At 54.6% G+C, this 11,882-nt stretch carries 11 protein-coding genes and 1 tRNA gene; 11 read left to right on the top strand and 1 reads right to left on the bottom strand.

The genetic code is table 11. The features are described 5' to 3' along the window. Positions 1 to 232 precede the first annotated feature (232 nt). The 3 genes from AC6T8Q_RS07460 (at position 233) to AC6T8Q_RS07450 (ending at position 2,177) form a co-directional block, all read left to right on the top strand. Positions 233 to 901 carry a redox-sensing transcriptional repressor Rex gene (locus AC6T8Q_RS07460; RefSeq protein WP_500678476.1) on the top strand — a complete coding sequence of 223 codons (669 nt, stop codon included), beginning with the start codon at positions 233 to 235 and terminating at the stop codon, positions 899 to 901. A gap of 145 nt (positions 902 to 1,046) precedes the next feature. Further along, positions 1,047 to 1,117 (top strand) — tRNA-Gln (locus AC6T8Q_RS07455). A gap of 61 nt (positions 1,118 to 1,178) precedes the next feature. After that, complete coding sequence (locus AC6T8Q_RS07450; protein WP_500678475.1) at positions 1,179 to 2,177, top strand: 3'(2'),5'-bisphosphate nucleotidase; 999 nt, start codon at positions 1,179 to 1,181, stop codon at positions 2,175 to 2,177. 2 nt (positions 2,178 to 2,179) lie between these two features. Here AC6T8Q_RS07450 and AC6T8Q_RS07445 read toward each other — a convergent pair whose 3' ends face one another. Further along, positions 2,180 to 3,403 carry a hypothetical protein gene (locus tag AC6T8Q_RS07445; RefSeq protein WP_500678474.1) on the bottom strand — a complete coding sequence of 408 codons (1,224 nt, stop codon included), beginning with the start codon at positions 3,401 to 3,403 and terminating at the stop codon, positions 2,180 to 2,182. A 340-nt stretch (positions 3,404 to 3,743) separates the two neighbouring features. Between AC6T8Q_RS07445 and rpsB the strand changes: the two genes are divergently transcribed. The 8 genes from rpsB to AC6T8Q_RS07405 form a co-directional block, all read left to right on the top strand. Continuing rightward, entirely contained in the window at positions 3,744 to 4,499 is a 756-nt protein-coding gene (gene rpsB / locus AC6T8Q_RS07440; protein ID WP_500678473.1) for a 30S ribosomal protein S2, read from the top strand. 116 nt (positions 4,500 to 4,615) lie between these two features. Next, a complete protein-coding gene (tsf, locus tag AC6T8Q_RS07435; RefSeq protein WP_496919785.1) occupies positions 4,616 to 5,467 on the top strand; it encodes a translation elongation factor Ts in 852 nt (283 codons plus the stop codon). A 158-nt stretch (positions 5,468 to 5,625) separates the two neighbouring features. Then, complete coding sequence (gene pyrH, locus AC6T8Q_RS07430) at positions 5,626 to 6,387, top strand: UMP kinase (RefSeq protein ID WP_500678472.1); 762 nt, start codon at positions 5,626 to 5,628, stop codon at positions 6,385 to 6,387. 39 nt (positions 6,388 to 6,426) lie between these two features. Beyond that, positions 6,427 to 6,801: a GxxExxY protein gene (locus AC6T8Q_RS07425; protein WP_500678471.1), complete on the top strand. Its 375-nt coding sequence runs from the start codon at positions 6,427 to 6,429 to the stop codon at positions 6,799 to 6,801. Between the two features lie 56 nt (positions 6,802 to 6,857). Continuing rightward, the gene (gene frr, locus AC6T8Q_RS07420; protein WP_500678470.1) at positions 6,858 to 7,418 is read left to right on the top strand and encodes a ribosome recycling factor; all 561 of its coding nucleotides are present in this window, start codon (positions 6,858 to 6,860) and stop codon (positions 7,416 to 7,418) included. A 201-nt stretch (positions 7,419 to 7,619) separates the two neighbouring features. Then, the gene (locus tag AC6T8Q_RS07415; RefSeq protein ID WP_500678469.1) at positions 7,620 to 9,584 is read left to right on the top strand and encodes a peptidylprolyl isomerase; all 1,965 of its coding nucleotides are present in this window, start codon (positions 7,620 to 7,622) and stop codon (positions 9,582 to 9,584) included. 87 nt (positions 9,585 to 9,671) lie between these two features. Then, on the top strand, positions 9,672 to 10,925 hold the full coding sequence (locus AC6T8Q_RS07410; RefSeq protein ID WP_500678468.1) for an aminotransferase class I/II-fold pyridoxal phosphate-dependent enzyme: 1,254 nt from the start codon (positions 9,672 to 9,674) through the stop codon (positions 10,923 to 10,925). Positions 10,926 to 11,446: 521 nt separating this feature from the next. Further along, positions 11,447 to 11,882, top strand: a 436-nt coding sequence (locus AC6T8Q_RS07405; protein WP_500678467.1) for a hypothetical protein, incomplete at its 3' end; no start/stop codon positions are given.

Here is an 11,882-nt window from a genome sequence, read left to right as displayed (position 1 = left end):
GCCTTCGCCTGGCGGTGTCACGACTCGAGATGACAATTCACCGGGATTCTGAAGCCAACGAGCCAGAGTGGCTGCGACTTGGAAGGCGTAAGTTGTTGGCAGGATTGATGATCCAGCGGATTTCGCTTGCCCCGCTTGCGCGGTTATGGTTAAAGTGATAACTGCGGGGGGCTTCTCGCGGCTCGCCTTCGTAAGATTTCACTCTCAGGCTGTCCCAACCCGAGCTCGCACCTTGCCGAACGAGAACAACTTATCCCGACCCGATCCGAGCGCGATTCCCGAAGCGGTAGTTAGTCGGCTGAGCCTTTATTTGAGGGAATTGCAGCACCTGATCGCCGATGGCAAGGAAACGATCAGCAGCAGCCAACTCGGCCGCCAGTTGGGCTTTACCGATGCCCAGGTTCGCAAAGATTTGGCACATTTCGGGCACTTCGGCCATCCGGGCATCGGTTATCGCTGCCAGGAATTGATCGGGGCGATCAAGATTATTCTCGGAACGGATCGCGAATGGCGCGTGGCGCTAATTGGTGTCGGTAACTTGGGCCGCGCGTTGCTCGGCTATCGCGGGTTTGTCCAGCAAGGATTCCGCATCGTCGCCGCTTTCGATACGGATTCCAGCAAAGCTGGCACGGTGATCGACGGTGTGGAAGTTTGGCCGCTCATCCAGTTGAGCGAGATCATTGCGGACAAGCAAATTGAGCTTGGGATGGTAGCGGTTCCGGCCACGCATGCTCAGGAGGTTGCCGACCAGTTGGTGGCGGCTGGGGTGGGCGGAATTGTGAATTTCGCGCCTGTGACCCTCCGGGTCCCTGCGGGTGTCAGTATCGTGGGTGTCGACTTGGCTCGCGAATTGGAGCAGGTGACATTTGCGGTGGCCAATCGGATTCTGCATCCGCAGTAGTAGTGCAGGCTTCTGGCCCGTAAAAGTGAAGGCCTGACAGCCAAGATGGCGGCCCCACAGAAATTGAAAAATGCTTAGCACTTTCCGAAACGCACGGTTTCTCGTAGATTACCAAGCATGCCAACGACAAAGTGCGTTGGCCCGTTGCCCCGTAGTGTAATGGTAACACTAGGGATTTTGATTCCCTCATTTCAGGTTCGAGCCCTGACGGGGTAGCTTTGTTTTGAAAACCCAGGGATGTCCTCCCTGGGTTTTTGTTTTTGTCGGAAAGCTTGCCATGAATTCTCCCATCGAGTGCTCCAAAGTTCGTTTTGCCATCGCCGCGGTTCGCGAGGCCGCACTGTTGGTTCGCCGGGTGCAAAAGGAGATGGTCACTTCGGCCATCAGCAAGGAAGACAAATCGCCGGTGACCGTGGCCGATTTTGCTGCTCAAGCGTTGGTTTCTAAGCGATTGCTGGAAACCTTTCCGGACATGGGATTTGTCGGCGAAGAAAATGCCGACTGGCTTTGTACTGAAGCCGGAGCCGACACGCTCGAGCAGATCACGCATTTCGTGCGAATCTTTGAGCCCGCGGCGACATCGCATGATGTATGTAATTGGATTGGTCGTAGCGAAGCAGAGCCAAGTAGCGAGTTTTGGACCCTTGATCCCGTGGATGGAACGAAAGGCTTTTTGCGCGGCGATCAGTATGCGGTGGCGCTGGCGTTTATTCGCGACGGTCAAGTTCGAGTGGGCGCGTTGGGTTGCCCGGAACTTGGTTCCGGTGTGAAGCCGGACAAAGGCGGGCCCGGGACCGTCGTCGTGGCACGCCGGGAGAGTGGAAGTTTTGCCAGCTCGCTCGCCGATGATCAAGCGGCTTGGATAAAGCTCACCGTATCGCAGGAAAGCGACGTGACTGCCACCCGGATGTTGCGCAGCGTGGAAAAGGCACACACCGACACGGGCGGTATTGGCGAATTAGTGCGCGTGCTAGGCATCACGGCCGACCCCGTACCGATGGATAGCCAAGCCAAGTACGCGGTGCTCGCCGCAGGCGGGGGCGAAGTCAATCTCCGGCTGATTTCGCCTTCAGCACCCGATTATCGCGAACGAATTTGGGATCAAGCCGCTGGCTCGATCTGTGTGGAAGAAGCCGGTGGCCGAGTGAGCGATCTCGACGGTAAGCCCTTGGATTTTTCGCACGGACGAACATTGGCCACCAATCGCGGCGTGTTGGCAACGAACGGTAAGTTGCACGATGCGCTACTGGCCGGGCTTAAGCAGATCGGTGCGTGAGCTTAACGCCGCACGTTTTCTTCCGTTGGCTCCGCCGCTGTTTGTGGTTCTGCTGCCGGTTGCGGCGTCGGTTCTTTCGCGACCTTGAGATCGTCGATCTTTTGCTGGCGTTCTTCGCGCGTGGCGAGCACTTGATCGACTGTGGGGCGTAATTCCGGAGATGCCAATTGTGTTTCAACAGTCTTGCGCAGTTCCGGATAATCATCGAGCAAGCCCTCGACCAACTTGGCGAGCATCAGGCTTTCGTGATCCGGTGTGTACGACCAATGCAGCGGATGGGAGTTGAGGAATACGTAGTAGCAAAAATTGCGTAGGTCAGCTTCGGCGAGATTGTGAATCATGCCGACGATCTCGTCGGTCGTCGCCGAGCGGGCGTACTTGGCCCGTTTGTATTCGACAAAGAGTTCCCACATCAGCGACTTTTCGGGGAACCTGAGTTCACGAGATGCACGCGCATAGCGCGTGAGCGTTTCAAATTCTTCGGGCATTTGCTCGACGGTGTACGGCGAGGAGATGATCAACTGGCCGAAGTGGTCGGTGAGTGAAAACGCGATGTTCTTGGAACGAGTGCATGTTTCGCGAGTCGCTTTTTCCACGCGGGTGATATCTTTCACACGATCGGCACGCGCCAAGAGATCGATCAATGTTTCGATCATCGCCTTAAACTGGGGTTCGGCAAGAATTTCGGGGGCATCGGCCAGCGAATTGGCCGTATCCACGGCGGCGGTGAGAAGGTTCTCGGGATATTCGTTGATGGCGATTTGTTCTTTGATCTCGCTAACGAATTGCTTCATCGCGTGATACTGCTCTCGATGTTTGAGCAGCACCAGTCCGCGGGTCGCTTCTTCGCTCACCTGATACTTGACCTTTTGGTCGATGTTCAAGGAGAGCGTGTCCATTTGCTGAGCGAGTAGCTTTTGCAGTGCTTGGCCTTCCAGTTGCATGGCGGCGATGCGGCGCTCCAGTTGTTCGGAGTTGCGCGTCATCTCGGCGCGGAATTCCTTGGTGCGATCTTGCACGGCGTTATCGATAAACAGTTGGGCCGCTCCCATCAAGCCGCTGATACCGATAAAGGTGATCACCGAGAAGACGATCGTTGAACGCCGGTTGCGGCGATCTTCGCGCTCAACCAACTCGGCGTTGGTGGTCGTTGCGGCTTTCTCGACCAGATAATCGATCAGCTCACGGCCTTGGAGGATATGCTTGGTGGTTGGCTCGAGATCCATGATTGAACTCACGATGAAACGGAGCTTGGTAGTCGGATTGAAAGAAAGGCGGCGGAAAATTAGCAGGACGGCGCAACCAGGGTAAGGCCAACCAATTGGGTATAAACGTGCTGGCAAATGCTGCTAACTGCTTATTGCTGCGAGGATTACGCTCGGTGGTCGGCCGTTGACGGTGGCTGCCAAAAGCGATAAACTACGAGGCTCAAATGGCTTGAACGGCCCAAGCCAAGCGAAGTACCAACAATTGGCCGAGTAATGACCTTAACGTCGGACGCCCTGTGGGGGTCCTGGCTATAAAAGCCGGACTCGCTTTGGGGACATAGCCGATGTGCCTTGGAGAATGAATTTGTCTACGACTCTCGTGAAGGAATTGGTTGAGTCCGGCGTGCATTTCGGACACCGTTCGAGCCGCTGGAATCCCAAGATGCGGCCGTACATCTACGCCCGCCGCAATCTGATCCACATCATCGACGTTCGCGAAACCATTCGCGGTTTGTTACGAGCCAAGAAATATCTGTCCGACGTCGCGACCCACGGCAGCTTGATTTTGTTCGTGGGCACGAAGCGCCAAGCCGGCGACACGATTCAAAAAGCGGCCGATCGTTGTGGCATGCCTTACATCAACGACCGTTGGCTGGGCGGCACGCTCACCAACTTCCGTACGATTCGCAGCCGGCTTACCCGGTTGGAAGAACTCGAGCGCATTCGCGAGTCCGAAGAAATCAACGCGTATTCCAAGAAGATGCAATCGGCACTCAATCGCGAATACGAAAAGATGTACCAAAACCTCAACGGCATGCGGACCATGAATCGCTTGCCCGAGTGCATGGTCGTGGTCGATCCGAAAAAGGAAAAGAACGCGGTCAAGGAAGCTCGCAAGATGGGCATCACCACGGTCGCTTTGATCGACACCGATTGCGATCCCGACATGATTGACCTACCGATTCCAGGCAATGACGACAGCATGCGTTCGATCGATTTGATCGTTAACCAACTGGCTGACGCGATCGCTGAAGGCAAGGCTAAGACCGCCGTCCAGCAGCAACAGCAGGCGGAAGGCGCGGATGCCAAAGCCAAGGCTACGGCCACGGCTTAATTGCGACGGTCGATGATGGGCGATTTCTTGTGAGGGCATGATTTGCCAGGCGCTCAATCTTCGGCCTTAACCGGCAACACAATTCACTAGCAAAATTATTTACGAGGAGTATTTCCATGCCAGAAATCACCGCAGCCATGGTGAAGAAGCTGCGCGATGAAACGCAGCTACCGATGATGGAATGCAAGGCCGCGCTGGCCGAATCCAATGGCGACATGGAAGCCGCGAAGCGTAAGTTGCGCGAGCAAGGCAAACAGTTCATGGGCAAACGCCAAGACCGTACGACCGAAGAAGGTCGCATCGGCGTGTTTGCGAGCATCAAAGACGGCGTAGGTGCGATGGTTGAACTCCAATGCGAGTCGGCCCCCGTGGCCTCGAACGAAGAGTTCATTCAGCTGGCCGAAGATTTGGCCAAGCAATTGGCGACTGGCCCTGGCGCGAAGACCGACGAAGAGTTGTGGAAGCAACCCTCGCCGAGCCGCAAAGGCATGACGCTCGAAGATCAACGCGATGAGCTTCAGAACAAGATTCGCGAAGTGTTTCGCATTGCTCGGCTCGAGCGATTCGATGCCCCCAGCGGAGGTTTTGTGCACATGGCCAAGATCGGCGTGCTGTTGGAAGTCGAAGGTGGCAGCGACGAGTTGGCCAAGGACGTGAGCCTGCACATTGCGGCCATGAGCCCCAAGGCAACGACCAAGGAGGATCTCGATCCGGCCGTCGTCGACAAGGAAAAGGAATTGCAAAAGGACCGTGCACGCCAAGAAGGCAAGCCCGAGAACATCATCGAAAAGATGATCGAAGGCCGGATGCGAAACTTCTATGCGGAGCACGTCCTCGAAGAGCAGCCTTACGTGAAGGACGAAAGCCAAACCGTGGGCAACGTCGCCAAGTCGGGCGGCATGAAGCTCAAGCGCTTCATCCGGTGGCAATTGGGCGAGACGAACGCGCCCGCCGACAGTCCGGCGTAGTTGGATTTTTACAAGCCCAGGGCTTTGCCGCCCTGGGCTTTTTTTATGGTTTGATTTTCAGGCTCAATTTTTTGTGGCGAAACACTCCTAGTCACAGGGGCCTGTTTGCTAGAAAATCTCCCAAACGAACACTTATTTTTCAGCCGATTGGTGAACTGATGTCGGAATCAACAAATTCCTCGGGTGGCCCCTATCGTCGCATCGTCCTGAAGCTTTCGGGCGAGAGCTTTGCTCCCCAGGGCGAGCGTGGCATCAGCATGGAAGAGGTGGTGCACATTGCCGCGCAAACCTACCGCGCGATGCAGCAGGGAGTGCAAATTGCGATCGTCATTGGCGGTGGTAATATCTTGCGAGGTGCCCAATTCACCGCGGGTAACTCCAGCATTCAAGAAGCGACCGCCCACTACATGGGCATGTTGGCAACTGTGATCAACGGTCTTGCTTTGCAAGATGCTCTTGAGTCACTCGGCTGTCAAACTCGCTTGATGAGCGCCGTCAAAATGGATGGCGTGGCGGAACCTTATATCCGTCGTCGCGCGAAACGGCATTTGGAAAAGGGCCGCATCGTGATTGTGGCGGGTGGCACGGGCGCTCCCTTCGTAACGACCGACACCGCGGCGGCACAGAAGGCTCTTGAAGTCGAAGCCGACATCTTGATGAAGGCCACGCGCGTGGAAGGTGTTTACAGCGAAGACCCCGAAAAGAATCCTCACGCGGTGTTGTTCCGGCATTTGACGTTCCAGCAAGTTCGCGATCAAAACTTGCGCGTGATGGACCCCACGGCGATCGCCCAGTGCATGGAGCACGATCTGCCGATTCTGGTGTTCAACTACCGCCACGACGGCAACATCGAACGCGCAGTCCGCGGCGAAAAGATTGGAACATCCGTTTCCAGCCGCAAAGAAGTTTTAAATACTTAGATTCACCACGGAGACACGGAGGACTCGGAGAATGAGTCAATGCTGCAAGATGAAAATTTAACAGAGACCATTATCGGCGCGGCAATTGAAGTACATCGTGAACTGGGTCCAGGACTGCTCGAATCTGCATATGAGGAATGTTTATGTGTTGAGCTTAATAATCGCGGAATGCTTTTAGCTCGCCAAGTCGCTTTACCAGTCTTGTATAAAGGAATTAAGCTTGATTGTGGCTATCGACTTGACATTGTTGTAGAGAATCGAGTTCTGATTGAGCTAAAGAGCATTGAAAGTATTCTTCCCATTCATAAGGCTCAATTGCTTACATATTTAAAGTTGAGCGGATTGAAAGTTGGCCTTTTGTTGAATTTTAATGTAGCTGTACTCAAAAACGGAATTCTGCGACTAGTTCACTAGCTCGAATATTTCTCTGTGATCTCCGTGTCTCCGTGGTAACTTTTAGGCGAATAGAAATGACGAACGACGAAATACTTCTCGATACCGAAGAGCGGATGGAAAAGGCCATTACCAAGCTCAAGGAAGATTTGAACGGCATTCGCACCGGCCGCGCGAATCCAGGTTTGGTCGATACTTTGCGCGTGGACGTCTACGGTTCGCAGACGCCGATCAAACAAATTGCCTCGGTGAGCGCCCCCGAGCCGCAGCAAATCGTCATTCGCCCGTTCGATCCTTCGACGATCAAAGATATCGAAAAGGGGATCATTGCCAGCGACTTGGGCCTGACGCCGCAGAACGATGGCAAGGTGATCCGCTTGAACATCCCCGCCCTGTCGGGCGAAGTTCGCAAGACGATGGTGAATCGCACGAAGGAACTGGCGGAGGAAGCCAAGATTGCGATTCGCAACGTCCGCCGCGACGGCAACAAGCACGCCGATCAAGGTCAAAAAGATAAGACGATGACCGAGGATGATTGTGAATCTTTGAAGAAGGAAGTTCAGGATCTCACGAAGAACTACGAAGATCAGGCCAACGCGCTGGCGAAAGCCAAAGAGACGGAAGTCATGGGTGGGTAGGCAAATCCGAAATGCCGACTTCAGTTTGCGGAATCGACTAACATTGAGTTATCAACTCATCGCGTGCTAGCAGCTAGCACGCGATTTCTCTTGTCGTATATGGTGTGTTAGGCCATACTCCTCGGCAACACCCGTTATCTACGCGCACACCCGACGCGCGTTGACCCAATTTTATTGCCTTCGGTTTATGGAGAAACCGCGATGTCTACTTCGGAGACGATCCGCACGGATGCCGATGTTCGTCCCTTTACGACCCGTTTGAAAGTTTGGCTGTGGCGTAATCAAATCGCTTGGATCATTGCCGCGGCAGTGATCTTGGTCGCTTGTTTGAAGTTTCGCACGACCGACGGAACGCAATCTGCCAAAGCCGCGGAGCCAAGTGCGGCGACAAAGACCGCGCAGTCGGCGCAAGCCGACGGCAACGTTCCACGCCCCGAGTCGCCACAGCACGACGTGATGGCTATCGTCAACGGCAAGGACATTAGCCGCGTCGATCTGACGAATGCCTGCGTGCAGCGTCATGGCGAGGACGTGCTCGAAAGCTTGGTGAACAAGCGGTTGATTCTCAATCACTGCGAAAAGCGCGGCATCGCGATCACCAACGAAGACATCTCCGCCGAAATTGACCGCATGGCCAAGCGTTTTCAACTTTCTCGCGAGCAATGGTTCGAGATGCTCGAGAAGGAACGTGGTATTAGTCCACAGGAGTACGCTCGCGACATCGTGTGGCCAACCTTGGCCCTGCGGAAGCTCGCCGCTCAGGAAGTGAAGCCAACGCAAGAAGAAATCGACCAAGCCATGGAGCGAGATTACGGCGCGAGCGTGAACGCCCGTTTGATCGCGGTCAGTGATGCTGAGCTGGCCAACAAGCTGCAACAGCAACTGGCAACCAATCCCGAGCTGTTCCCGCGCTTAGCGATTGAACATTCGATTGATATCAACTCGGCGAGCGTCGGCGGTTTGATCCAACCGATTCGTCGGTATTTGGGCGACCCCGGCATCGAGCAGGCCGCGTTTGCTTTGCAACCGGGACAGATTTCCAACGTCATCCCCGTGGCCGGGCAGTTTGTGATCCTCAAGTGTGAATCACACAACCCACCGCGAACCGTCGATCGAGCAACCGTTGAAAACGCATTGGTTGAAAAGATTGCAGACGAGAAATTACGTGAAGCTTCTCACTCGCTGTTTGCTCAATTGCAAGCGTCGTCGACGTTGGTGAACGTCTACAACAATCCCGAGCTTCGCCAGACGATGCCGGGAGTTGTCGCCACGGTGAATGGCGATCGCGTTACGATGAAGGAGTTGGGCGACGAATGCCTTTTGCGCCACGGTGAAGACGTGTTGGAAGCGGAAATTTCACGCCTGCTGCTTGAGCAAGAACTCAAGAAAAACAACGTGACAGTGACCGACGCTGATCTGAACGAGGAAGTTTGCCATGCGGCCGAGCTTTCAGGTGTCGTGGATGCCAACGGCAAAGCAGATCTGGCGAAGTGGTTTAAGACTGTTGCCGAAGAGCAGGGCCTCGAGAAAGATCAGTACTTGCAAGATGCCGTGTGGCCTTCGGCGGCACTGAAAAAGTTGACCGCTTCGACGGTCCAAGTCACCGAGAAAGACGTTCGCAAAGGCTTTGAAGCTAACTACGGCGAACGTGTTCGTTGCCGGGCGATTGTGTTGCCCACGATGCGCCGGGCTCAGGAAGTTTGGGATAAGGCTCGCCGTAATCCTTCGATTGAATACTTTGGCGATCTTGCCGAGGAATATTCCATCGAACCGACCAGCAAGGCCTTGCGCGGCGAAGTGCCACCCATCCAACGCTTTGGCGGCCAGACTCAATTGGAAGAGACCGCTTTCAAGCTGCAAGAAGGACAACTTTCAGGGATTGTCCAAGTCGGCGACAAGTTCCTGATTTTGCGTTGTGAAGGTCGCACCCAGCCTATGAATATCAAGGAAGACGAAGTTCGCGATATTCTGAGCCGCGATATCTATGAGAAGAAACTGCGCTTGGCCATGAGCGAAAAGTATGAAGAGATGCGCGAAAATTCGCGGATCGACAATTACTTGGCTGGCACGTCGCAGGCTCCTTCCGAGCGCACCGCCAAGAACAAGCAGGACGCAATGTTGCAGGACCCGGCAGTGCGTCCCACGGCTGGCAGTATGACTCGATAGTCGGATGCCAAAAGAGTTCCGTGGCGAACCGGAATGCGATATATTTGGTCTGGTAGGAAACTTCGCTGTTTTTGCCAGGATCAAACTATGTCGACAGATGCCGGTTCCGAGCCTTTCCGCGTGCAAGTTGCCGACCGCGTGAAGCGGTTGCCGCCCTATTTGTTTGGGCGGATCAACACCATGCTCTACAACAAGCGTCGCAACGGCGACGACGTGATTGATTTGGGCATGGGCAATCCTTCGGATCCACCGCAGGATTTGGTGATCGAAAAGCTCGCCGAGGCCGCCCGCGATCCGGATAACCACGGTTACAGCAAATCGAACGGCATCGTCAATCTCCGCCGCGAGGTGGCCGCCAAGTACAACAAGAAGTATGGCGTGCGGCTCGATCCCGACAAGGAAATCATCGTTTGCTTGGGATCGAAAGAAGGCTTCAGCCACATGTGTCTGGCGATGATGGGGCCCGGCGACACGGCCATCGTGCCGGCACCGTTTTTCCCCATTCACGTTTATTCCGTGGCGTTGGCTTCGGGGAACGTGATCGCGCTCGAAGTGGCCGACAGTGAAAAGTTTCTTGCCGACATTGCTTACACCTGCGAGACGCTTTACCCCCGACCGAAGTTGCTGATCCTCAACTATCCGCACAATCCTTCGAGTGTGGTCATTGAGCAATCGTTCTTCGACGAAGTGGTGAAGCTTGCCAAAAAGTACAACTTCGCGGTGATCAGCGATTTCGCGTATGCCGACGTTGCGTTCGACGGTTATAAGCCCCCTAGCTTTTTGGCTTCGCCCGGCGCCGCGGAAGTCGGCGTTGAGTTCACCACGATGAGCAAGGGCTATAACATGGCCGGCTGGCGGGTCGGCTTCTGCGCGGGCAATGCCGAGATGATCGCCGCGCTGGCCACGATCAAAGGCTACTACGATTACGGCATGTTCCAAGCGGTGCAGATCGCCGCGATTTTGGCGCTCCGTCACACCGATGCGGCCGTCGAAGAGCAATCGCTGATTTACCAAAGCCGTCGCAATGCGCTGTGTGAATCGCTGGCTCGGTTGGGGTGGGAAGTAAAGCCACCCAAGGCGGGCATGTTCGTCTGGCAAAAGATTCCCGAGCCCTGGCGGTCGCGGATGAACACCATGGATTTCGCCATGATGCTGTTGGAAAAGGGGAACGTCGCAGTCAGCCCCGGCAGCGGTTTTGGTCCCGCGGGTGAAGGCTATTTGCGGATGTCGCTCGTCGAGAACGAAGAGCGACTGCGTCAAGCCGTGCGGCAGATTAAAGCCTGTCTCAAGGATGCGGACACCGCGTTCACGAGTTCTCCGCCATCGCCGGTGACAGTCTAGGTTCAAATCCTAGCTATCCGACTCCTACTTTTCTTTATTGCCTAGATAGGCGACTGGTAACAGGATTTGGAACTTTGTTGCCCATGCTTATTGGCAGCTCCGCATATTTGGACGTGTTTTTGCTTTGCTGAGTTCCCAGAAGTCTTTTGGAGCAAACCGGCACAGGACACGCTTACCTTACGCACTTGGCAACTTCCGGACTCCTGCTTCGGCGTTACTCTACGATGCTAGTTGCAGAACATGCCATATCTCGCGGCGGCGTGCCAAACCTCGGCGGGAGCTTGCCGATGTAGCGGCGGTCGATAAAACCGATGAACTCGAGTGGCCACGCTAAACGTCACAGAACGAGCTCACGCCGTTTTGGAAGTTCTGTATCTTCGCGAAGTTTTTCGTCCCGCTGATAGAGGAAGGGTGCTGAGAGCATGCAGAATTTGCATTCCTAGGTCCTCTAAGTACAATTTGCGATACTGTGTCCCGCCCGACGGCATAGAACGAGTCCCCATTGATTGGAGGAATAGCTAATGTCGCGAAAGTCTATTTGGCAAGCAGCGTACGTTCTCTCAGCAATTTGCTGTCTCGCCTATCAAGCTAGAGCTGACATTACATCTGGCCTCCTATACCATTGGCCGCTTGACGAAATTAGTGGGGTAATCGCCGCTGATGTTGTAAGTGGCAATAGTGGAACTCTTGCAAACTGGGGAATGTCGGAGGACCGCTGGGTTACTGGCAAAGTCGGCGGAGCTTTGGATTTCGGTGATATCGACAACTATGTCATTACCGACTCTCCAATTTCTTTAGACCAATACACCATTTCATTTTGGCTTAAAGTAAAAGCGGAAGAAGGCACGAATCCTCGTATTATTGGTCCATCCGACGGACTTCACCACTGGGTAGTCATTGGAAACGAAGACAACTTAGGCGTTGGATTTTATTATGACCATGGTGCGGTTCTGGTGC

Source organism: Bythopirellula sp. (assembly GCF_041737835.1).
In the GTDB taxonomy this organism is placed as follows: Bacteria; Planctomycetota; Planctomycetia; order Pirellulales; family Lacipirellulaceae; genus Bythopirellula.
Note: the sequence above shows the minus strand (reverse complement) of the source record. Positions and strands in the feature narration are given on the sequence as shown.

What these genes read in the sequence shown, in the direction of transcription:
- AC6T8Q_RS07450 (WP_500678475.1), top strand. Translation starts at nt 1,179, where the DNA reads ATGAATTCTCCCATCGAGTGCTCCAAAGTTCGTTTTGCCATCGCCGCG.
- AC6T8Q_RS07445 (WP_500678474.1), bottom strand. Translation starts at nt 3,403, where the DNA reads ATGGATCTCGAGCCAACCACCAAGCATATCCTCCAAGGCCGTGAGCTG.
- rpsB (WP_500678473.1), top strand. Translation starts at nt 3,744, where the DNA reads ATGAATTTGTCTACGACTCTCGTGAAGGAATTGGTTGAGTCCGGCGTG.
- tsf (WP_496919785.1), top strand. Translation starts at nt 4,616, where the DNA reads ATGCCAGAAATCACCGCAGCCATGGTGAAGAAGCTGCGCGATGAAACG.
- pyrH (WP_500678472.1), top strand. Translation starts at nt 5,626, where the DNA reads ATGTCGGAATCAACAAATTCCTCGGGTGGCCCCTATCGTCGCATCGTC.
- AC6T8Q_RS07425 (WP_500678471.1), top strand. Translation starts at nt 6,427, where the DNA reads ATGCTGCAAGATGAAAATTTAACAGAGACCATTATCGGCGCGGCAATT.
- frr (WP_500678470.1), top strand. Translation starts at nt 6,858, where the DNA reads ATGACGAACGACGAAATACTTCTCGATACCGAAGAGCGGATGGAAAAG.
- AC6T8Q_RS07415 (WP_500678469.1), top strand. Translation starts at nt 7,620, where the DNA reads ATGTCTACTTCGGAGACGATCCGCACGGATGCCGATGTTCGTCCCTTT.
- AC6T8Q_RS07410 (WP_500678468.1), top strand. Translation starts at nt 9,672, where the DNA reads ATGTCGACAGATGCCGGTTCCGAGCCTTTCCGCGTGCAAGTTGCCGAC.